The 21,042-nt window shown below is 69.3% G+C and carries 20 protein-coding genes and 2 tRNA genes; 16 read left to right on the top strand and 6 right to left on the bottom strand.

Annotated elements, in window-relative coordinates; genetic code table 11:
• The first annotated feature begins 74 nt into the window (after positions 1 to 74).
• The 8 genes from gnd (at position 75) to ACFYY7_RS17425 (ending at position 9,164) form a co-directional block, all read left to right on the top strand.
• Positions 75 to 953, top strand: coding sequence for a phosphogluconate dehydrogenase (NAD(+)-dependent, decarboxylating) (gene gnd, locus ACFYY7_RS17460; RefSeq protein ID WP_358946868.1), 879 nt, complete (start codon positions 75 to 77; stop codon positions 951 to 953).
• A gap of 84 nt (positions 954 to 1,037) precedes the next feature.
• Positions 1,038 to 2,168 carry a DNA replication/repair protein RecF gene (recF, locus tag ACFYY7_RS17455; protein ID WP_351253926.1) on the top strand — a complete coding sequence of 377 codons (1,131 nt, stop codon included), beginning with the start codon at positions 1,038 to 1,040 and terminating at the stop codon, positions 2,166 to 2,168.
• Positions 2,165 to 2,737, top strand: a complete 573-nt coding sequence (locus tag ACFYY7_RS17450) for a DUF721 domain-containing protein (RefSeq protein WP_388662365.1) — start codon at positions 2,165 to 2,167, stop codon at positions 2,735 to 2,737. Before recF ends, ACFYY7_RS17450 begins: the two co-directional genes overlap by 4 nt.
• Before the next feature lie 413 nt (positions 2,738 to 3,150).
• Positions 3,151 to 5,256: a DNA topoisomerase (ATP-hydrolyzing) subunit B gene (gene gyrB, locus ACFYY7_RS17445; protein ID WP_388662363.1), complete on the top strand. Its 2,106-nt coding sequence runs from the start codon at positions 3,151 to 3,153 to the stop codon at positions 5,254 to 5,256.
• 46 nt (positions 5,257 to 5,302) lie between these two features.
• A complete protein-coding gene (gene gyrA / locus ACFYY7_RS17440) occupies positions 5,303 to 7,933 on the top strand; it encodes a DNA gyrase subunit A (protein ID WP_388662361.1) in 2,631 nt (876 codons plus the stop codon).
• Between the two features lie 93 nt (positions 7,934 to 8,026).
• Entirely contained in the window at positions 8,027 to 8,629 is a 603-nt protein-coding gene (locus tag ACFYY7_RS17435; protein WP_388662359.1) for a DUF3566 domain-containing protein, read from the top strand.
• A gap of 71 nt (positions 8,630 to 8,700) precedes the next feature.
• Positions 8,701 to 8,774, top strand: a tRNA-Ile gene (locus ACFYY7_RS17430).
• Positions 8,775 to 8,894: 120 nt separating this feature from the next.
• Positions 8,895 to 9,164 (top strand): hypothetical protein, encoded by a 270-nt coding sequence (locus tag ACFYY7_RS17425; protein WP_388662357.1) that lies wholly within the window; start codon positions 8,895 to 8,897, stop codon positions 9,162 to 9,164.
• A 37-nt stretch (positions 9,165 to 9,201) separates the two neighbouring features.
• Here the strand turns inward: ACFYY7_RS17425 and ACFYY7_RS17420 are convergent, their stop codons facing one another.
• A complete protein-coding gene (locus ACFYY7_RS17420; RefSeq protein ID WP_388662355.1) occupies positions 9,202 to 9,573 on the bottom strand; it encodes a DUF6344 domain-containing protein in 372 nt (123 codons plus the stop codon).
• Positions 9,574 to 9,918: 345 nt separating this feature from the next.
• Here ACFYY7_RS17420 and ACFYY7_RS17415 point away from each other — a divergent pair, with 345 nt between their 5' ends.
• The 3 genes from ACFYY7_RS17415 to ACFYY7_RS17405 all read left to right on the top strand — a co-directional run bounded on the left by ACFYY7_RS17415 (position 9,919) and on the right by ACFYY7_RS17405 (position 13,490).
• Positions 9,919 to 10,053: a DLW-39 family protein gene (locus ACFYY7_RS17415; protein WP_003958712.1), complete on the top strand. Its 135-nt coding sequence runs from the start codon at positions 9,919 to 9,921 to the stop codon at positions 10,051 to 10,053.
• A 192-nt stretch (positions 10,054 to 10,245) separates the two neighbouring features.
• On the top strand, positions 10,246 to 12,144 hold the full coding sequence (locus ACFYY7_RS17410) for a VWA domain-containing protein (protein ID WP_388662674.1): 1,899 nt from the start codon (positions 10,246 to 10,248) through the stop codon (positions 12,142 to 12,144).
• Positions 12,144 to 13,490, top strand: coding sequence for a hypothetical protein (locus tag ACFYY7_RS17405; protein WP_388662353.1), 1,347 nt, complete (start codon positions 12,144 to 12,146; stop codon positions 13,488 to 13,490). Before ACFYY7_RS17410 ends, ACFYY7_RS17405 begins: the two co-directional genes overlap by 1 nt.
• A 64-nt stretch (positions 13,491 to 13,554) precedes the next feature.
• On the opposite strand, the gene ACFYY7_RS17400 is transcribed toward ACFYY7_RS17405, so the two are convergent.
• Together ACFYY7_RS17400 and ACFYY7_RS17395 are read right to left on the bottom strand one after the other, a co-directional pair.
• Complete coding sequence (locus ACFYY7_RS17400; RefSeq protein WP_388662351.1) at positions 13,555 to 14,898, bottom strand: serine/threonine-protein kinase; 1,344 nt, start codon at positions 14,896 to 14,898, stop codon at positions 13,555 to 13,557.
• Positions 14,899 to 14,999: 101 nt separating this feature from the next.
• Complete coding sequence (locus tag ACFYY7_RS17395; protein WP_388662349.1) at positions 15,000 to 15,548, bottom strand: helix-turn-helix domain-containing protein; 549 nt, start codon at positions 15,546 to 15,548, stop codon at positions 15,000 to 15,002.
• Between the two features lie 170 nt (positions 15,549 to 15,718).
• Here ACFYY7_RS17395 and ACFYY7_RS17390 point away from each other — a divergent pair.
• Positions 15,719 to 15,791, top strand: a tRNA-Ala gene (locus ACFYY7_RS17390).
• Positions 15,792 to 16,067: 276 nt separating this feature from the next.
• Here the strand turns inward: ACFYY7_RS17390 and ACFYY7_RS17385 are convergent.
• Both ACFYY7_RS17385 and ACFYY7_RS17380 read right to left on the bottom strand, forming a co-directional pair.
• Entirely contained in the window at positions 16,068 to 16,802 is a 735-nt protein-coding gene (locus ACFYY7_RS17385) for a DUF5324 family protein (RefSeq protein WP_388662347.1), read from the bottom strand.
• 55 nt (positions 16,803 to 16,857) lie between these two features.
• On the bottom strand, positions 16,858 to 17,073 hold the full coding sequence (locus tag ACFYY7_RS17380) for a hypothetical protein (RefSeq protein ID WP_388662345.1): 216 nt from the start codon (positions 17,071 to 17,073) through the stop codon (positions 16,858 to 16,860).
• A gap of 123 nt (positions 17,074 to 17,196) precedes the next feature.
• Between ACFYY7_RS17380 and ACFYY7_RS17375 the strand changes: the two genes are divergently transcribed.
• Positions 17,197 to 17,724 (top strand): peptidylprolyl isomerase, encoded by a 528-nt coding sequence (locus tag ACFYY7_RS17375; protein WP_376318083.1) that lies wholly within the window; start codon positions 17,197 to 17,199, stop codon positions 17,722 to 17,724.
• 156 nt (positions 17,725 to 17,880) lie between these two features.
• Complete coding sequence (locus tag ACFYY7_RS17370; protein WP_388662672.1) at positions 17,881 to 18,783, top strand: rhomboid family intramembrane serine protease; 903 nt, start codon at positions 17,881 to 17,883, stop codon at positions 18,781 to 18,783.
• Positions 18,784 to 19,096: 313 nt separating this feature from the next.
• Here ACFYY7_RS17370 and crgA read toward each other — a convergent pair whose 3' ends face one another.
• Positions 19,097 to 19,351 carry a cell division protein CrgA gene (gene crgA / locus ACFYY7_RS17365; protein WP_093548084.1) on the bottom strand — a complete coding sequence of 85 codons (255 nt, stop codon included), beginning with the start codon at positions 19,349 to 19,351 and terminating at the stop codon, positions 19,097 to 19,099.
• Between the two features lie 140 nt (positions 19,352 to 19,491).
• On the opposite strand from crgA, the gene ACFYY7_RS17360 reads away from it, so the two are divergent.
• The gene (locus tag ACFYY7_RS17360; protein ID WP_266731364.1) at positions 19,492 to 20,259 is read left to right on the top strand and encodes a DUF881 domain-containing protein; all 768 of its coding nucleotides are present in this window, start codon (positions 19,492 to 19,494) and stop codon (positions 20,257 to 20,259) included.
• 26 nt (positions 20,260 to 20,285) lie between these two features.
• Entirely contained in the window at positions 20,286 to 21,002 is a 717-nt protein-coding gene (locus ACFYY7_RS17355; protein WP_388662342.1) for a class E sortase, read from the top strand.
• Positions 21,003 to 21,042: the final 40 nt, after the last annotated feature.

Raw genomic sequence — 21,042 nt, 5'->3', positions numbered from 1 at the left:
CCCGTCGCTCCGTCCCCGGCCGGGCGTAGGCTCGTCCTCGGGTACGAATCGGCACAACGCTTAAGGAATCTCTGATGGAGCTCGGTCTCGTCGGCCTCGGCAAGATGGGCGGCAACATGCGCGAGCGCATCCGCCGCGCAGGCCACACCGTCATCGGTTACGACCGCAACCCGGACGTCTCCGATGTCCACAGCCTCGAAGAGCTTGTGGGCAAGCTGAAGGGTCCCCGGGTCGTCTGGGTGATGGTTCCGGCCGGTGCCCCGACCCAGGCCACGATCGACGAGCTCGCCGGTCTCCTCTCGCCCGGCGACATCGTCGTGGACGGCGGGAACTCCCGCTGGACCGACGACGAGAAGCACGCGGTCGAGCTGGGCATCAAGGGCATCGGCTTCGTGGACTGCGGCGTCTCCGGCGGCGTCTGGGGCCTGGAGAACGGCTACGCGCTGATGTACGGCGGCGACGCCGAGAACGTGGCCAAGGTCCAGCCGGTCTTCGACGCGCTGAAGCCCGAGGGCGACTTCGGTTCCGTCCACGCGGGCAAGGTCGGCGCCGGCCACTTCGCGAAGATGGTCCACAACGGCATCGAGTACGCCATGATGCAGGCCTACGCCGAGGGCTGGGAGCTCCTGGAGAAGGTCGACTCCGTCACCGATGTGCGCGAGGTTTTCCGCTCCTGGCAGGAGGGCACGGTCATCCGTTCCTGGCTGCTCGACCTGGCGGTCAACGCGCTGGACGACGACGAGCACCTCGACAAGCTCCGCGGCTACGCCGCCGACTCCGGCGAGGGCCGGTGGACGGTGGAGGCCGCGATCGACAACGCGGTGCCGCTGCCCGCGATCACCGCGTCGCTCTTCGCGCGTTTCGCCTCGCGCCAGGAGGACTCCCCGCAGATGAAGATGATCGCCGCGCTGCGCAACCAGTTCGGTGGCCACGCGGTCGAGAACAAGAAGTAACCGCAACGGGAAGCGGGCCGGTCCAGAGCATCCGGTCCGCTCCACGAAGCACGGAGCAGGAAGCCGGGAAGGTCGGCGTACACCATGCATGTCACGCATCTCTCGCTGGCCGACTTCCGCTCGTACGCCCGGGTCGAGGTGCCTCTCGATCCGGGCGTCACCGCTTTCGTGGGGGCCAACGGCCAGGGCAAGACGAATCTGGTCGAAGCGGTCGGCTATCTCGCGACGCTCGGCAGCCACCGGGTCTCCTCCGATGCGCCGCTGGTGCGGATGGGCGCGGACCGGGCCGTCATCCGCGCCGCCGTGACGCAGGGAGAGCGTTCGCAGCTGATCGAGCTGGAGCTCAATCCCGGCAAGGCCAACAGGGCGCGTATCAATAGATCGTCGCAGGTCAGGCCCCGTGACGTGCTGGGGATAGTGCGTACGGTGCTGTTCGCGCCGGAGGACCTGGCGCTGGTCAAGGGGGATCCCGGGGAACGCCGGCGCTTCCTCGACGAGCTGGTCACGGCCCGTTCGCCGCGGATGGCAGGGGTGCGCTCGGACTACGAGCGGGTGCTGAAGCAGCGCAACACCCTGCTGAAGTCGGCGGCGATGGCGCGCCGGCACGGTGGCCGGTCGATGGACCTGTCCACGCTCGACGTGTGGGACCAGCACCTGGGCCGGGTGGGCGCGGAGCTGCTGGCGCAGCGGCTGGATCTGATCGCCACCCTGCAGCCGCTGGCGGACAAGGCGTACGGGGATGTCGCGCCGGGCGGCGGCCCGCTGGCGCTGGAGTACCGCAGCTCGGTCGGGGCGGGCGTGGAGCCCGCGCGTACCCGCGAGGAGCTGTACGAGCAGCTGATCGCCGCCCTGGCGGATGTCCGCAAGCAGGAGATCGAGCGGGGCGTGACGCTGGTCGGACCGCACCGCGACGATCTGCTGCTGGGGCTGCGGGGCATGCCGGCCAAGGGGTACGCGAGCCATGGCGAGTCCTGGTCGTACGCGTTGGCGCTGCGGCTGGCCTCGTACGACCTGCTGCGCAGCGAGGGCAACGAGCCGGTGCTGGTCCTCGACGACGTCTTCGCGGAGCTGGACGCACGGCGCCGGGAGCGGCTGGCGGAGCTGGTGGCCCCGGCCGAGCAGGTGCTGGTGACGGCCGCGGTGGACGACGACGTCCCGGGGGTGCTGGCGGGGACCCGGTTCGCGGTGTCCGCGGGTGAGGTGGAGCGGCTGTGAGCGGCCGCGGCGAGGGATGCGGGGAGCCGTCGCAGGAGCGTTCCGGCGGGGGCAGGGCTCCGGAGCCCTCGGGTGTCGACCTGGCGCGGGTGGCCCTGCGCGCGGCGAAGGAGCAGGCGCGGGCGCGTGGCGCGGCCGCGCAGCAGAAGAAGCAGGCCAGGCGGGGCGGCGGGCTGCGCTCGGGTGCGCGGGCGGACGGTCGTGATCCGCTTCCGCTGGGCTCCGCGATCAACCGTCTGATCACCGAGCGCGGCTGGGAGACCCCGGCGGCGGTGGGCGGGGTCATGGGGCGCTGGCCGCAGATCGTGGGTGAAGATCTGGCCAAACATTGTGTGCCGCTGCGGTACGACGAGGATCCGGACGAGCGGGTGCTGACGGTGCAGTGCGACTCGACGGCGTGGGCGACGCAGCTGCGGCTGCTGGCGCCCCAGCTGGTGGCCCGGCTGAACGCGGACCTGGGGCAGGGCACGGTCAGGTTGATCAAGGTGCTGGGGCCCGGTGGCCCGCAGCGCAGGTTCGGTCCGCTGCGGGCGCCGGGGAGTACCGGCCCCGGCGATACATACGGCTGACCTGGCCTTTTCTCATTTTCTACCGGCAGCCGCGCTGTTCTCGGGCGCTCTGTGGACCCCACTCCCGGCTCTGCCGAGGCCCCTTGCTGCCCGCGCGGGGCGGCTGTCCTTCGGGTCCGTGTTGTGCGGTCTGCGGTGGTCGAAACCACGCGGCGGCAGTGGGGCGTCCCTCACGGTAGCGAGAGGTTGACAGGCCGAAGCGCTCAAGGCCGGTGTGAGCCTCCTGAGGGGCCTTCCTGAATATGGGGAGTCGTCAGCCGCTCATTCAGGGCGGCACATGCGTACTCAGGTACCGGCAAACCCCCATTCATGTCGGCGCTACCGGTAGACTGGTGAACAATCCCGCATCGTCGCGGGAGTCGTCGATACAAGCCGAACGACGCAGCCGCTCCCGTTTGCCCGGAGAACGGCCTGTGCTGTGCCAGAAAGGGCGCTTCGTGGCCGATTCCGGCAACCCCAACGAGAACATTCCGTCCACACCCGGTGAGAGCGCCGAGGCTGTCGCCGCAGGCGAGTCAGCCGGCGGCGGCGAGGCAACGTCCTCGTACGACGCCAGCGCGATCACCGTCCTCGAGGGTCTGGACGCGGTCCGCAAGCGACCTGGCATGTACATCGGTTCGACCGGTGAGCGCGGTCTCCACCACCTCGTGCAAGAGGTCGTGGACAACTCGGTCGACGAGGCGATGGCCGGGCACGCGGACACGATCGACGTCACGATCCTCGCCGACGGCGGGGTCCGCGTGATCGACAACGGCCGTGGCATCCCGGTCGGCATCGTGCCGTCGGAGAAGAAGCCCGCGGTCGAGGTCGTGCTGACGGTGCTGCACGCCGGCGGCAAGTTCGGCGGCGGCGGTTACGCCGTCTCCGGCGGTCTGCACGGTGTCGGTGTCTCCGTGGTCAACGCACTGTCCTCGCGGGTCTCGGTCGAGGTCCGGACTGACGGTTACCGGTGGACCCAGGACTACAAGCTCGGTGTGCCCACCGCTCCGCTGGCCCGCAACGAGGCCACCGACGAGACGGGGACGTCCGTCACCTTCTGGGCCGACGGGGACATCTTCGAGACGACCGAGTACTCCTTCGAGACCCTGTCGCGCCGCTTCCAGGAGATGGCGTTCCTCAACAAGGGTCTGACGATCAAGCTCACCGACGAGCGCGAGTCGGCGAAGGCGACGCTGGGCGCGGAGGTCGCCGAGGTGGCCGAGGCCGCCGAGGCGGAGCAGGTCCGCACGGTCAAGTACCACTACGAGGGCGGCATCGTCGACTTCGTGAAGTACCTGAACTCCCGCAAGGGCGATGTCATCCACCAGTCGGTGATCGACATCGAGGCCGAGGACAAGGAGCGCCTCCTCTCGGCCGAGATCGCCATGCAGTGGAACACGCAGTACAGCGAGGGCGTCTACTCCTTCGCGAACACGATCCACACGCACGAGGGCGGTACGCACGAGGAAGGCTTCCGCGCCGCGCTGACCACGCTGGTCAACAAGTACGCGCGCGAGAAGAAGCTGCTGCGCGAGAAGGACGACAACCTCACGGGTGACGACATCCGCGAGGGTCTGACGGCGATCATCTCGGTGAAGCTGGGCGAGCCGCAGTTCGAGGGCCAGACGAAGACCAAGCTGGGCAACACGGAGGCGAAGACCTTCGTCCAGAAGGTCGTCCACGAGCAGCTCACGGACTGGTTCGACCGCAATCCGAACGAGGCGGCCGACATCATCCGCAAGGGCATCTCGGCGGCCACGGCGCGCGTCGCGGCCCGCAAGGCGCGCGATCTGACCCGTCGCAAGGGGCTCCTGGAGAGCGCCTCGCTGCCGGGCAAGCTGAGCGACTGCCAGTCCAACGACCCGACGAAGTGCGAGATCTTCATCGTCGAGGGTGACTCCGCCGGTGGTTCGGCGAAGTCCGGCCGCAACCCGATGTACCAGGCGATCCTGCCGATCCGGGGCAAGATCCTGAACGTCGAGAAGGCCCGGGTCGACAAGATCCTGCAGAACACCGAGGTCCAGGCGCTGATCTCGGCCTTCGGCACCGGGGTCCACGAGGACTTCGACATCGAGAAGCTGCGCTATCACAAGATCATCCTGATGGCGGACGCCGACGTCGACGGTCAGCACATCAACACCCTGCTGCTGACGTTCCTCTTCCGCTTCATGCGTCCGCTGGTCGAGGCCGGGCACGTGTACCTCTCCCGCCCGCCGCTCTACAAGATCAAGTGGGGCCGGGACGACTTCGAGTACGCGTACTCGGACCGCGAGCGCGACGCCCTGGTCGAGCTGGGCAAGCAGAACGGCAAGCGGATCAAGGAAGACTCGATCCAGCGCTTCAAGGGTCTCGGCGAGATGAACGCCGAGGAGCTGCGCGTCACCACGATGGACATCGACCACAGGGTCCTCGGCCAGGTCACGCTGGACGACGCGGCGCAGGCCGACGACCTCTTCTCGGTGCTGATGGGCGAGGACGTCGAGGCGCGGCGCTCGTTCATCCAGCGCAACGCCAAGGACGTCCGCTTCCTCGACATCTGAGTCGGCCGTACCAGCAAGACGCCGCCCGAAAGGACTTTGACCAGCAATGGCCGACGAGAACACCCCTGTGACACCCGAAGAGGAGTCCGCCGCCGCGGTGGGCATGCGTGTCGAGCCCGTGGGGCTCGAGACGGAGATGCAGCGCTCCTACCTCGACTACGCGATGTCCGTCATCGTCTCGCGTGCGCTGCCGGACGTACGGGACGGTCTCAAGCCCGTCCACCGCCGGGTGCTGTACGCGATGTACGACGGCGGCTACCGGCCCGAGAAGGGCTTCTACAAGTGCGCCCGTGTCGTCGGTGACGTCATGGGTACGTACCACCCGCACGGTGACTCGTCGATCTACGACGCCCTGGTGCGTCTGGCGCAGCCGTGGTCGATGCGCATGCCGCTGGTGGACTCCAACGGCAACTTCGGTTCCCCGGGCAACGACCCGGCCGCCGCCATGCGGTACACCGAGTGCAAGATGATGCCGCTGTCCATGGAGATGGTCCGGGACATCGACGAGGAGACCGTCGACTTCCAGGACAACTACGACGGCCGCAACCAGGAGCCGACGGTCCTGCCGGCGCGCTTCCCGAACCTGCTGGTCAACGGTTCGGCGGGGATCGCGGTCGGCATGGCGACCAACATCCCGCCGCACAACCTGCGCGAGGTCGCCGCCGGTGCGCAGTGGTACCTGGAGCACCCGGAGGCCTCGCAGGAGGAGCTCCTGGAGGCGCTGATCGAGCGGATCAAGGGCCCGGACTTCCCGACCGGCGCGCTCGTCGTGGGCCGCAAGGGCATCGAGGAGGCGTACCGCACCGGCCGCGGCTCGATCACGATGCGCGCGGTCGTCTCGGTCGAGGAGATCCAGAACCGGCAGTGCCTGGTCGTCACGGAGCTTCCGTACCAGACCAACCCCGACAACCTCGCGCAGAAGATCGCCGACCTGGTGAAGGACGGCAAGATCGGCGGGATCGCGGACGTCCGTGACGAGACCTCGTCGCGCACCGGTCAGCGCCTGGTCGTCGTGCTGAAGCGGGACGCGGTCGCCAAGGTCGTGCTGAACAACCTGTACAAGCACACCGACCTCCAGACCAACTTCGGCGCCAACATGCTGGCGCTGGTCGACGGGGTGCCGCGCACCCTCTCGATCGACGCGTTCATCCGGCACTGGGTGACGCACCAGATCGAGGTCATCGTCCGGCGTACGAAGTTCCGGCTGCGCAAGGCCGAGGAGCGGGCGCACATCCTGCGCGGCCTGCTCAAGGCGCTGGACGCGATCGACGAGGTCATCGCGCTCATCCGGCGCAGCCAGACGGTCGAGGTGGCGCGCGAGGGCCTGATGGGCCTGCTGGAGATCGACGAGATCCAGGCGAACGCGATCCTGGAGATGCAGCTGCGCCGGCTGGCCGCGCTGGAGCACCAGAAGATCACGGCCGAGCACGACGAGCTCCAGGCGAAGATCAACGAGTACAACGCGATCCTGGTGTCGCCGGAGCGGCAGCGGAAGATCGTCAGCGAGGAGCTGGCGGCGATCGTCGAGAAGTTCGGAGACGACCGGCGTTCCAAGCTGGTGCCCTTCGACGGTGACATGTCCATCGAGGACCTGATCGCCGAGGAGGACATCGTCGTCACGATCTCGCGCGGCGGCTATGTGAAGCGCACCAAGACGGACGACTACCGCTCGCAGAAGCGCGGCGGCAAGGGCGTGCGCGGCACGAAGCTCAAGGAAGACGACATCGTCGACCACTTCTTCGTGTCGACGACCCACCACTGGCTGCTGTTCTTCACGAACAAGGGCCGGGTGTACCGGGCGAAGGCGTACGAGCTCCCGGACGCCGGCCGCGACGCCCGCGGTCAGCACGTGGCCAACCTGCTGGCCTTCCAGCCGGACGAGCGGATCGCGCAGATCCTGGCGATCCGCGACTACGAGGCCGCGCCCTATCTGATCCTGGCCACGAAGGGCGGTCTGGTGAAGAAGACCGCGCTGAAGGACTACGACTCTCCGCGTTCCGGTGGTGTCATCGCGATCAACCTGCGCGAGATGGCGGATGGCGCCGAAGGCACCGCTGACGAGCTGATCGGTGCGGAGCTGGTCTCGGCCGAGGACGATCTGCTGCTCATCAGCAAGAAGGCCCAGTCGATCAGGTTCACCGCGACGGACGATGCGCTGCGCCCGATGGGCCGTGCGACCTCGGGCGTCAAGGGCATGAGCTTCCGCGAGGGCGACGAACTGCTCTCGATGAATGTTGTCCGGCCGGGTACGTTCGTGTTCACTGCCACCGACGGCGGGTACGCGAAGCGGACCCCCGTCGACGAGTACCGGGTTCAGGGCCGTGGCGGTCTGGGCATCAAGGCTGCCAAGATCGTCGAGGACCGGGGCTCGCTGGTCGGCGCGCTGGTGGTCGAGGAGACGGACGAGATCCTCGCCATCACGCTCGGCGGTGGTGTGATTCGCACGCGAGTCAATGAAGTCAGGGAGACGGGCCGTGACACCATGGGCGTCCAACTGATCAATCTGGGCAAGCGCGATGCCGTCGTCGGTATTGCCCGTAACGCCGAAGCCGGTCGTGAGGCCGAAGAGGTCGAGGGGTCCGAGGACTCCGAGGCCGCGACGGCGGAGGGTGCCGAGAGCACGGTCGAGGGCAATGTCGAAGGCACGTCGCCTTCGGCCGGGGAGCACGAGGAGTAGAGCGTGAGTGGAGCCACGGGCGCCGGTTCGGCCGCTTCCGGAGCAGGAGCGAACGGTGCCCGTGGCCCTGCCACGGACTCCCAAGGGGGCATTGTGACGGATACCCGGGGGCCTCAGCCCCAGTACGAGGGCTACGCGACCGGGCCGTTGCCGGGTGAGCGCGAGCCCGCGCCGGGGCAGGCGAGTGGGCCGTACCACCCGCCGCAGGCGTACCCCTCGCCCGAGGGCGGGACCCAGGGCGGCCGGCCGCACGGCACGCAGGGCGGTGCCCAGGGCGCCGCTCAGGCGGCCCGGCGGCCGCGGACGGGGGCGCGGACGACTCCGCGTACCCGCAAGGCGCGGCTGCGGGTGGCCAAGGCCGATCCGTGGTCGGTGATGAAGGTCAGCTTCCTGCTCTCCATCGCGCTCGGCATCTGCACGGTGGTGGCGTCCGCAGTGCTGTGGATGGTGATGGACGCGATGGGCGTCTTCTCCACCGTCGGCGGCACGATCAGCGAGGCCACCGGTTCGAACGAGGGCAACGGCTTCGATCTCCAGTCGTTCCTGTCGCTGCCGAGGGTTCTCATCTTCACCTCGGTCATCGCGGTGATCGACGTCGTCCTGGCGACCGCCCTGGCGACGCTGGGCTCCTTCATCTACAACTTGTCGGCGGGATTCGTGGGCGGTATCGAGCTCACGCTGGCCGAGGACGAGTAGAGCGCCGGGTATCGATTTTGGGACTGGCCCCGACGTGCGCTAATCTTCAGAAGTCAGCGCAGCAGCGCGGCGGGGCTATAGCTCAGTTGGTTAGAGCGCATCCCTGATAAGGATGAGGCCACAGGTTCAAATCCTGTTAGCCCCACAGTTACGAAGGCCCCTCACCGGAAACGGTGAGGGGCCTTCGGCGTTGCGGCTGAATTGCGGCGGCTGTGCGGCTGTGGTTGTGCGGCGTCTGTGGCTGACGGGCACGGCGGTCGTCGGGATGGGGATCCGTGAGACCGAGCGCAAGGCCGGGCACAAGGCCGAGCAGTCGAGCAGTTGCTGGCGTTGCTTCGAGCGGACCGTGATCGTGCATCTGATCCGCCGCCATGCGCCGCGGCCCGCCCCCGTGTTCGTCACCGGCCACCGGCCACCGGCCACCGGCCACCGGCCACCGGCCACCGGCCACCGGCCACCGGCCACCGGAGCCGGCTCCGGCTCCGGTGGCCGGGAAGGCCGCTGGAAGGCACGGAGAAGCCCCCGTCCGGTGTGAACCGGCCCGGGGGCTCTGTACGTCAGCGGAGCGGCTCTCAGGGCGGCAGCAGGGACGCTTCCTCCGCCGGGGCGCCGTGGGCGGTGCGGGCGACGTTCCTGGTCTCCGTGGCGCCGGTGGCGTCGACGGACATATGACGGGTGGCGGGCGAGGAGCCGTGTGCCTCGGCGCGGATGCGCTGCTTCATCGTCGGTGGCAGCGCCCGGTCACGCGGAAGGGTCCATCGCACCGACGGGGTGGTCGCGGTTGCCGCGGTCGCACCCGTGTGCTCCTGGTTCGTGGTGGTCGGCTCCGGGGCGCTCTGCTCCGTGGCCGTCGCCGGGGTGCTCATGAATCCCAGTGCGGCGAGCAGGGCGAAAAGGGCGGTGACGAAGGCGGTCCAGATGTTCTTGGGCTTGACGGTGCTCATGGCCCCTCGCTTTCGGGTGGTCCGGTTTGCTTACCTTTCTGATGATGTGGATCTGGCTCGCGATTTCATGGACCGACGCCACCGATGCGCCGATCTTCGGATGAACACCACTCGTATGGTTCAACCGGAGTTGACGGGCTTATGCGGGGGCTGCGGATCGGGCTGTGGACCGGGCTGCGGACCCGGTCGTGGAACAGGGTCGGATCCTCCGGACGGAGCGGCCCTCGGATGACCGCTCTTCCCCGGGCGCCAGTTGGGTTGCGGGCAGGTCACCGGTTGATATCGGCCGGTGTGTATAGTCGGGCGGCAGAAGTCCCCTACGTCAAGGAAAGACGAGGTCGCGCGGTGAAGAAGCTTCTCCTGGTCGCACTGGCCGCCATCGGCGGGCTCCTCGTGTACCGCCAGATCCAGGCGGATCGCGCCGAGCAGGATCTGTGGACGGAGGCGACTGACTCCGTGCCCGCAGGTTCGGGTGTGTGAGACAGAACAGTCTGATTGCGGGCCCCGGTCGCTGAGCGGCCGGGGCTTCGTGCTGTTGCGGGACCGTGACACCTGTGCTCTTGAGTTCACTCGAGCAAATCAATACGTTGCGTGAGCAAAACGATCGGGTGGGTCGAGGGGGCACGGGTGAAGGCACGGGGACAACGTCGTACCGCAGTCGCGGGGGCATGGATCGGCGGGGCGCTGCTCGCCCTGGTGGCGGGCGCGACGCCGGCCGTGGCGGCGCCCCCGGGCGGTGCGCCCGCCGGGCCCGAGCCGTCCGGAGCCGGCGGGAACGGCAGCCTGGTCATGGTCCTCGACTCGTCCGGCTCCATGGCCGACGACGACGGTACGGGGCGTTCCCGGATGGAGAGCGCCCGTACGGCCGTCGGGACCGTCGTCGACGGGCTTCCCGACGGGTATCCGACCGGACTGCGGGTGTACGGCGCCGACCGCCCCCGGGGCTGCACGGACACCAGGCTCGTGAAACCGGTGCGCGGGCTCGACCGGGCGGCCCTGAAACAGGCCGTGGCGGCCGTACGGCCCAGGGGTGACACCCCCATCGGTCTGTCGCTGCGGAAGGCCGTCGAGGACCTTCCGCGGCCCTCGGGCGGCGCCATCGGTACGCGCACGATCCTGCTGGTCTCCGACGGCGAGGACAACTGCGGTGCGCCACCGCCCTGCGAGGTCGCCGAGCGGCTCGGCAAGGAGGGCGTCGGGCTGCGGATCGACACCGTGGGCTTCCAGGTGAAGGGCGCGGCCCGCGAACAGCTCGAATGCATCGCAGCGGCGGGCAACGGCCGCTACTACGACGCACCGGACGCCGATTCGCTGGCCAGGCAGCTCCAGCGGGCGTCGCAACTCTCCGTGGACGGCTACCGGTTCCGGGGCGAGCGGGTCACGGGCACGGCGACGGGCGCAGGGGCGCCCGTGCTCGCGCCGGGGCAGTACCTCGACACCATCGGGCCGGGCGAGAAGCGGTACTACGCCGTCGACCTGGACGCCGCCTCGACGGCGGACTTCTCCGCGACGGCGGTGCCGCAGCCCGGGGCGGCCGTCGACACCTTCGACGCGATGCGTACCAGCATCGCGTACGGCACTGACAGTTCCTGCGGTTCGGAGACCGCGCACTTCTCCCAGAAGGAGGGTGCGACCCCGCTGACCTCGGCGATCGCCCGTATCCCCTCGGCGCGGGGCACGAGCCGCTGCGACCGGGCGGGACGGTACTGGCTGGTGGTCGAACGGGAGACCAAGAAGGGCTCCGACGCCGCGCGTTGGCCGCTCGAACTCGTATACGGAGTCGAGGAGCCCCTGGACAAGGACGTCACACCCGCGCAGTCGCAGCCGGAGTACGGCAAGGGCGGGGAGGACGCCGTGCTGCCGTCCGGGGACCCGCGCGACGTACGGGGCGGCACCGGCTTCAACGATGCCGAGGAGATCGGCCGGGGTGTGTGGCGCGACCGCATCCTTCCGGCGCAGACCCTCTGGTACAAGGTCCCGGCCGGCTGGGGCCAGCAGGTGCGCTACGACGTGGAGTTCGCGAACGAGCCCACGGTGGAGCGGAGCGGCTCCACCACCTACTCGTACGGGGCGACGCAGCTGTTCACACCCGCTCGGTTCCCGCTCACCGGAGGCGGCGAGTTCAACCCGACGACCCTGTACAGCGGCCGCCCGGCGGCGATCGGGATGGGCGGTGTGCCGGTCGCCTGGACCAACCGCTACGAGAACGGCGCCCAGGTCCGGCCGGTGCACGCCGGAGGCGACTTCTACATCTCGGTGACGCTGGGGGCGCGGGCCGCGGACATCGCGCGGAACCCGCAGGTCGGTGTGGTGCTGCGGGTGTCGGTCCTCGGCGACGAGCTGGCCGGCCCCCAGCACAACGCTCCCGTCGCAGCGAAGAAGACGGACAAGAAGGCGGACAAGAAGGGCAATCCGATCAGCGCCGGAGACAGCGGCGGTACGGGCGGGGCAGGATGGACCGGCATTGCGGCCGCTGCCGGGGCGGGCGCCGTGGTGGTGGTGATCGCAGGGCTCGTGTTCGTACGCGGGCGTCGCGGGCGGGCCGCACAGACGACGAGGGGAAGCGCGTGATGAGGCAGCGCAACAGGGGCCGGGTGGCGCTGGCCGCGGTCGCGGCGATGTGCGCGGCGGCGGCGCTGCCGGGGCAGGCGTACGCGGCCGGGGAGCCCGCCGCGTACACCTTCGATCCCGGGGCGGAGAAGGTCGACGGTGCGGAGGCCAGCACCGATGCGTCGGCGCTTACGCCGGGATCGGTCTACCGGAGCTCGATCAAGCCCGGTCAGAAGCTCTACTACCGCCTGAACCTCGACGCGAAGACGAACGGGTACGTCTCGGCGGTGGCCGTGCCCAGGGGCGACGGCCGGGTCGCCTACGGGGACGGGATCACGGTCAGCATCCGCGACAGCTCGGACCTGCAGTGCAGCTCGGAGGACGCGCGGTTCGAGTCTGCGGAGTTCCCGCGCCCGATCGCGGCGTACGCCTACCGGACCGTGGAGAAGGACGCCAGCATCTGCCAGGACGCCGGCACGTACAACGTCCTGATCGAGCGGGAGAGCAAGGAGACCTCCGCCCCCGACGAGTGGGACCTGGAGCTGCGCTACGAGTCGGAGCCGCAGCTGAAATCGGCCGGCTCGATGCCGACCGACGCGCCGGAGAACTGGCCGTCCGCCTCGCCCGTGCCGCCCACCACCGCCCCGCAGAAGCGGTCGGGCGGCACCAGCTACTACGACGCGACGGGCCTGGAGACCGGCGAGTGGAAGGAGGAGGGCGGCATCAAGCCGGGACAGACCCTCTTCTACCGGGTGCCGGTGGACTGGGGGCAGCAGGTCTTCGCCACCGCCACCCTGAGCAACGACAACGCCTCGGACGAGTACATCGGCAACGCGCTCGCGCTGTCCCTGGACAACCCGGCGCACGGCCATGTCGCCTCCGCGATGCCGCTCTCGTACTCCGGCAAGACCACGACCGTCTCGCTGGATCCGCTGCCCCCGGTGGCCTACGAGAACCGGTACGACTCCAACAGCAGCGTCAGCGCCATGCGGTTCGCCGGCTGGTACTACCTTTCGGTGACGCTCAGCCCGCAGATCGCGAAGTCGTACGGCAAGAACGGGATTCCGCTGACCCTCAGGGTCAAGGTCGAGGGAGAGGCCGGGAAGTCGCCGTACGCGGGCGATGCCGGGGACTTCTCGGTCACGCAGGACGACAGGGACGACGCGAGGGACGGCAAGAGCGGGCCGCAGGCGGCCGCCAAGAGCGACCGGATGACAATGGTCGCCGTGGCCGGGATCGGCGCGGGTTCGGTGCTGGTGCTCGGGCTCGGGGTGTGGACGCTGCTGGCCCGGCGCCGCGCTGTCACCGCCCCGGCAGCCCCGGCCGACGCCGGTCAGCCGTACGGGGGTCCGCCGCAGACCTGGTAGCCGCGACTGCCTGGCCCGACCCCCGTACGGCGGGGCTCGGGCCGCCGGGCTCGGGCCGCCGGGCTCAGCTCTGGGTCAGCGCCCAGATGCCCACCGCGAAACAGAGCAATGCCACCAGTAGTACCGGGACCGCCACCTTCGGGGACGGTCCCGGACGCCTTTGCGGGGTGTGCGCCGGAGCGGGCGCCGGCGGGTGCGCCTGCGCCACTGCCTGCGGCTGAGGCTGCGCCTGCGGCTGTCCGACGGTGTACGCACGGGTGAGCGCCGGTTCGTGCTGCACGGCGGCCGTGGGCGCCTGTGAGAGCTCCGGGGCGGGAGTGGCGTACAGGGGCGCCGCCTGCGCCGGGAGCGGGGTGTGCGGCGTGACCGGATGCGCCTGCTGCGGCGGCGGTGTGGGCTGCTGCGGAGGCGGCGGGAGGTGGAAGCTGCCCGTCTCCGACATCGGGACCGGCGGCTGGGCGTAGGGCTGCTGGGCGGCCTGCGCGTGCTGGGCCTGTTGGGCCTGCTGTTCCTGTCGGGCGGGAGCCGGGGCCGGTCCGTCGGGTCCGAAACCGGCGGGCAGGGGCCCGAGTTGGTCGAAGACCTCGACCGGTTCGTCCTCGGCCCCGGGTTCCGGCAGCATCTCGACCGCCGCCGTCAGCGCCTTGCGCGCACCCGTGGCCGTACGGAAGCGGGCCTGCGGATCCGGCTGCAACAGCCCCGCGAGGACCTGCCACAACGGCTCGGGAATCCCCTCCGGGGCGGAGGGCGTGCCGTACGAGGCGAAGTGCTCGACGAGCGCCTGCGCGTCGGGCTTCTTGCCCTGGAGCAGATAGAGCGCGACAAGACCGACCGCGAACAGGTCCGCGGGGAAATCGGGTTCCGCGCCCATCATTTGCTCGGGCGCGAAGTAACCCGGCGTACCCACCACATAGTTGGTCTCGGTGAGGCGCGGCTCTCCCTTGCGCATGGAGATGCCGAAGTCGGACAGCCGCAGATGCGGCCGTCCGGTACCGGTCGCCTCCATCAGGATGTTGGCCGGCTTGATGTCCCGGTGCACGACGCCCTCCGCATGCACCGTGGACAGCCCGGACAGCAGCTGGTCGAGGAGCGTGCAGACGAACCGGGGCGGCAGCGGCCCGTAGTCGCCTATGACATGCGCCAGCGAACCGCCGCTCACCAGATCCATGGTGAACAGGACCTTGTCGTCGTCCGCCGCCCAGCTGGCCGGGGCGAGCACATGCGGATGCTCGATCCGCAGCGCCTGCTCGCGGACGAAGCGCAGCAGCGTGTGCGCATCGCTCTGCTGGAGGACCTTGGCCGCCACATAGCGGCGGCGCCGGTGGTCCCAGGCCCGCCAGACGGCGCCGACCCCACCACGTCCGATCGGATCGATCAGTTCGTACCGACCGGCGAAGACCTCACCCATTGCGCTGTGCCCGCTCCCAGTTCCTGTTTCGGCCCATGGCCGGCTTCTCGGGGACAGTGCCCGGCCCTGATCGGCCGGGCAGGCCCTTGGCTCCGGTGCCCCTAGCTCTGGTGTCCCTCGTAGTGCGCCACCGCGTCAGCGGTGCGCCCGGCGCCGTACACCCTGAGGAACTCTGCCAGTTCCGGGTGGGTCGGGGCGAGGGAGTCGGCGGCATCGATGATGTCACCGGCGGCCGCGACCGACCGCATCAGCGACTGGATCTCGCGGACCACGCGCCGGACGGTGGGGGCACCGCCGGTCTGGGAGGTCTGGCCGGTGCTGGTCAGGACGGAGCCGCCCTGGGACTTCTTGATCTCTTCCATGCGGTCGGTGGCCTCGCCCGCGCTGACGCTGCCGTCCGCGACCTGACTGGCCAGCTCCTGGAGCGCCTGGACCCGCTGGACGACCGCGGGGTTGCCGATCTTCGCCCGCTGGCCGCTCATCAGCTGGGAGAGCATGGGGGCGGACAGCCCGAGGACGGCGGCGAGCCTGGCCTGGTTCAGGCCGAGATCATCGATCAGGCGGCGGAAGAGCGCACCGAGAGGCTCTCCGTACCAACTGCGCTGAAGCTCTCTGGCTCTGGCCGTTGCCTCTTGCTGCGCTGCGTCCATGGCGTCTCCCCTTCGCTGCGGCTTCGCTGCTGCGAACCTTGTCGAGCATCCTACGGAGAGTGGTCGCCGACCGGGAGCCCCCATATTTTTGCAGGTTTCCGGGGGGTACCCGGTACTGTTGTCCGCAGCGGTGGCCAAGACGCTGGAGCGTCCGGGGCTGCCCGTTGTTCGGGGCCTTAGCTCAGTTGGTAGAGCGCTGCCTTTGCAAGGCAGATGTCAGGAGTTCGAATCTCCTAGGCTCCACCTGATAAATGCCCTCCGATCTGCGAAAACGCAGCATCGGAGGGCATTTTCGCATCTGTCGGGGGTGTGCCGTGCCCTGCCCCGGCATGCCAGGCCCCGTCTCCCGCCGCTGAGCCGTTCTCGACCTGGCCCGCAGGGGCCTGCACCACGGAACCGGCCCAGCGGCACGGAAAGCCGAACCCGCGCCGGAGACCACGTGATCGGGGTCTTCCGGCGCGGGTTCGTCGTACGGGAGCCGGCCCAGGAACGGGCTCGGGAGCTGGTCCGGGTGCCGGCTCAGCGGCGGTCGTCCGGGTTGGTGCCGTCCGGGCCCTCCGAGCCGTCCGTACCGTCCGCCTCCGCATCGGCCTGCTTGGCCCGGACCTCGGGGTCGGGCGAGCTCGGGCCGCTGCCGTCGACCGAGGTCAGCGGTGCGCGGTCGGAGACCTCCGTGGCGGCGGGCGGTTCGACCAGCCAGTCGGGGTTGGCCTGCTTGTCCCACCATCGCCAGAGGGCATAGGCGCCGCCCGCTACGAGGCCGGCCACGACGAGCCCCTTGAACAGCCGGCCGGCCCGCGCCCGCCGTTCGTGCTTCCGGGCCAGCTGCCGGATCTCCTCGGCCGTGACCTGGCTGCGCAGTGCGGCCAGTGCGGCGGCGCTGCGGGCCGTGGCCTCCTCGGCCACCGGCTGGGCGACGGCCATCGCGTGTTCGACGCGCGGCACCGTGTAGTCCGCCGCGGTCCGGGCCGCCTGGCGGGTGCGGTGTGCGGCGCGCCGGCCGACCTCGTCGACCTTGGGCGGCACATGGGTCAGGGCGAGTTCGATACGTGGTGCCAGATGCGCGTCGTACTGGACGCGGGCCTGCTGGGCCGCCTTGGACACCTTCGGCGCGAGCCGCGTGCGGGCCTCGTGCGCGAGATGTGCGGCCTGGTCCTTGGCCGTGTCGGCGTAGGGCGCCACCACTTCCGCGGCGTGCTGCACGCTGTCCTTCGCCGAGTCGGTTGCGGCGCGCACGCTGTCGATGCGGGTCACGGGATCCTCCTCCTTGGTGGCGGGTAGACACTCCGCCTTTCCACCCATTTCGAGATCATGCCTGCCGGATTCCTGTCTGGCATGCGGGGCGGGCATCCGGGTCATTCAGGTCGTGAGTGACGCCTTGGGCGATGCGGTGCAAGGGGAGCTTGTCGATGAGAATGCCACGGTTCGTCCCGGAACGCTCCGCTTCGTAGCGCACTTGGCCGCATTTGTTGCGGCGTGCTGTGGGCTGCCGCATGCGGAAATGGGGCAGGTAGGTGAGCGTCACGCGCCCGCCGGTCGCGGCCGGGCGCCGGAACGTACGGTCCGTGCGAGGATCGGTGGACGTCACCGAAGACCCAACGTCACCGAAGAAGACTCAACGTCACCGAAGACTTACGGAAGGCAGATCGTGGCTGAGCAGCTTTACGCCACCTTGAAGACCAACCAGGGCGACATCGAAATCCGGCTCCTGCCGAACCACGCGCCCAAGACGGTCAAGAACTTCGTCGAGCTCGCCAAGGGTGAGCGCGAGTGGGTGCACCCCGAGACCGGTCAGAAGTCGACGGACAAGCTGTACGACGGCACCGTCTTCCACCGCGTCATCAGCGGCTTCATGATCCAGGGCGGCGACCCGCTCGGCAACGGCACCGGTGGCCCGGGGTACGAGTTCGCGGACGAGTTCCACCCCGACCTCGCCTTCAACAAGCCGTACCTGCTGGCCATGGCCAACGCCGGTCCGGGCACCAACGGCTCGCAGTTCTTCGTGACCGTTTCGCCGACCGCCTGGCTGACCGGCAAGCACACCATCTTCGGCGAGGTCACCAACGACGCCAGCAAGAAGGTCGTGGACGCCATCGCTGCCACCCCGACCAACGCCCGCACCGACCGCCCGGTGCAGGACGTCGTGATCGAGTCGGTCGTCATCGAGACCCGTTGATCACCTGTGGTCATCGGCTGATCACACGCTGATGGCTCGTTCGGGAACCAACCGCCCTGCCCGTCCGTACTGATACATAGCGGACGAGCAGGGCGGCGTCGTGCGTGCCGTGCCCGTCATGACCAGGACCGAAGGGACCGGGAAGCGATGGGACCGATGGACCAGCAGCCGCCGGGGGGCGGTGACCAGTCCGCCGCCGCGGCCGGCTCGCTCAGCTGCTACCGCCACCCCGGTCGCGAGGCGAACATCCGCTGCACCCGCTGCGAGCGCCCGATCTGCCCCGAGTGCATGATCGACGCCTCGGTCGGTTTCCAGTGCCCGGACTGCGTACGCCAGGGTTCGGGTACGGGGCACGGACCGGCCGCCGGAAGACCGCGTACCGTCGCGGGCGGCGGCATCGCGGCTGATCCCCGCCTCGTCACCAAGATCCTGCTCGCCATCAATGTCGCCGTGTACCTCGCGGTGCTGGCGAGGGGCACCACGCTGGTGAACGAGCTGATGCTGTTCGGCCGGGCCCCGACCCACTACGGCGGTCCGCTCGAAGGCGTCGCGGCGGGCGAGTGGTACCGACTGGTGACATCGATGTTCCTGCACCAGGAGGTGTGGCACATCGCGTTCAACATGCTGGGGCTGTGGTGGCTCGGCGGGCCGCTGGAAGCGGCTCTCGGCCGTGCCCGCTACCTCACGCTGTACATGGTCTCCGGCCTGGCCGGCAGCGCTCTCACCTACTGGCTCTCCGCGCCGGAGCAGGGTTCGCTCGGAGCCTCCGGGGCGATCTTCGGACTGCTGGGCGCCACCGCCGTGCTCATGCGCCGGCTCAACTACGACATGCGCCCGGTCCTCGCGCTGCTCGCGGTGAACCTGGTCATCACCTTCAACCCCTGGGGCGGGATCGCCTGGCAGGCGCATGTCGGTGGTCTGGTCGCGGGCACGCTGATGGCGATCGGCATGGTGCACGCACCCCGTGAGCGGCGTGCGCTGGTGCAGTACGGCACCTGCGCGCTGGTGCTGGCAGCCGTGATCCTCATCGTCGTCGCCAGAACGGCCGCGCTCACCTGAGCGCTCATCGTCCCCGGAGTGCTTGTCCACAGCCGTGGTTGTCCACAGCGGGTACCGGATCTTGTGCATTCTGTGGGAACAGCTGTGCCCCTTGTCGCTGAGCTGAGTTTTTCCAGCAGGGACAAGGGGCGTGCCGCTCCCCGATGAGGGAGACTGCAGTCACATCGGCGTCAACGGTCGGCAAGTTATCCACAGATCGTCTGACCTTTTCCCCTGCCTGTGGATAACGCTGTGGGTAACTCGGGGCAAGGGTTGCGGGACAGGGCCCCGCTGTGCAGCTACGAGCGCTGCGGCGCTGCTTCCGCTGCGGGGGCTACTTCCACTGAGTGGAGACGCCGAAGCCGCCGGCGATGAAGCCGAAGCCGACGACGATGTTCCAGTTCCCCAGGTCCTTGATCGGCAGATCGCCGTCGGTCACGTAGAAAACGACGATCCAGGCCAGACCAATCAGGAAGAGCGCCAGCATCACGGGCGCCACCCAGCTGCGGCTGGTCAGCTTTATGTTGGTTGCCTGCTTCGCCGGAGGGGGCGTGAAGTCGGCCTTCTTGCGGATACGTGACTTCGGCACGAGGAACTCTCCTGTCGATGCGCTGCGTGACCGCGCAGGGAACTGTGGCTGGCGCCGGGGCGGAGCCCGAGGGGAATACTGCCTCCCTCGGGCGTCCGTTAGCGTAGTGCTTCCCTGGCGTCGAAGGAGATAAGGGTACGTTGAGCAATTCTGCCGACTCCCCCCAAGGGCCGGTCCGGCGCACCTTCCGGAACCCGGCCCGCGTGCTCACCGCTGCCGTCTTCGCCCTCGCCGGACTGATCTTCGTCACCAGCGCCAACACGGCCAAGGGCACCAACATCCGCACCGATTCCTCGCTGCTGAAGCTCTCCGATCTCATCCAGCAGCGCAGCAACAAGAACGCCCAGCTGGACGAGACCACCGCGGCCGTGCGCGACGACATCGACGCCCTTGTCGGGCGGGACGACGGCAGCACCAAGGCGGAGGAAGCCCGGCTCAAGGAGCTGGAGCGGGCCGGGGGCACCACGAAGCTCACCGGCCGCTCGGTGTCCGTCACCCTCAACGACGCCCCGCCCAACGCCACAGCCAACCCCGGCTACCCCGACCCGCAACCCAATGACCTGGTCATCCACCAGCAGGACCTCCAGGCTGTCGTCAACGCTCTCTGGCAGGGCGGCGCCAGGGGCATCCAGGTCATGGACCAGCGGCTGATCTCCACCAGCGCGGTGCGCTGCGTCGGCAACACCCTGATCCTCCAGGGCCGGGTCTACTCCCCGCCGTACAAGATCACCGCGGTCGGGGACCCGGGCAAGCTCAAGCAGGCGCTCAACGACTCTCCGGCGATCAGCAACTACCTGCTGTACGTGAAGGCGTACGGGCTCGGCTGGAAAGTCGACGAGCACGAGGCGGTGACTCTTCCCGGCTACTCGGGCACAGTGGACCTCCACTATGCGGAGCCCGTGGAGTAGCGAGCGGCTGTGGGGAGGCCGGCCAGTTGTCGGTGCGACTGATCGTCAGGACGTTCAGCGAACTCTGCATCACCGTCGGAGCCCTGATCGTGCTCTTTGTGGTGTACGTGCTGTTCTGGACCGGGGTGAAGGCGGCCGACGCGACCGAGGGACAGATCGACGCCCTGCACAGCCGGTGGGCGCAGGAACCGGTCTCCTCACCCGCGCCGCAGCCCACCCCGGCGCCGGGGAAGCCGAAGGCACCGAAGGAGTCCCCCGCCCCTGCCGCGTACCGGGACGGCAAGCCGTTCGCGATGATGTACATACCCCGCTTCGGCAAGGGCTGGGAGTGGCCCGTCCTGGAGAACACCGAGGTCAGAACCTTGCAGAAGGGTCTCGGCCATTACTCGGGGACCGCCCGCCTCGGCGCGACGGGCAATTTCGCGGTGGCCGGACACCGCCGTACGTACGGGGACCCGTTCAAGGACTTTCCGAAGCTGCGTCCGGGCGACGCGGTGGTGCTGACCGACGGGACGACGTGGTTCACGTACCGCGTCGACAAACGGCCCTACCGGACCGTGCCGAGCGACATCGGGGTCATCGACCCGGTTCCCCGCAAGTCCGGCTTCGACGGGCCCGGCCGCTATCTGACGCTGACCACCTGCGAGCCCGAGTGGGGCAGCAGCCACCGGCTGATCGCCTGGGCCCACCTCGATGCCACCCGGCCCGTGTCCGAAGGCAAGCCGGCAGCTTTCCACAGCTGACCCACGCTTCTGCCCCAGCCCTTTAGTCTGGTCTCGTACC

It is taken from the genome of Streptomyces sp. NPDC001933, from assembly GCF_042890955.1.
Classification (GTDB): Bacteria; Actinomycetota; Actinomycetes; order Streptomycetales; family Streptomycetaceae; genus Streptomyces.
The sequence above is the reverse complement of the archived record's forward strand: the minus strand, read 5'-3'. Positions and strand labels throughout refer to the sequence as shown.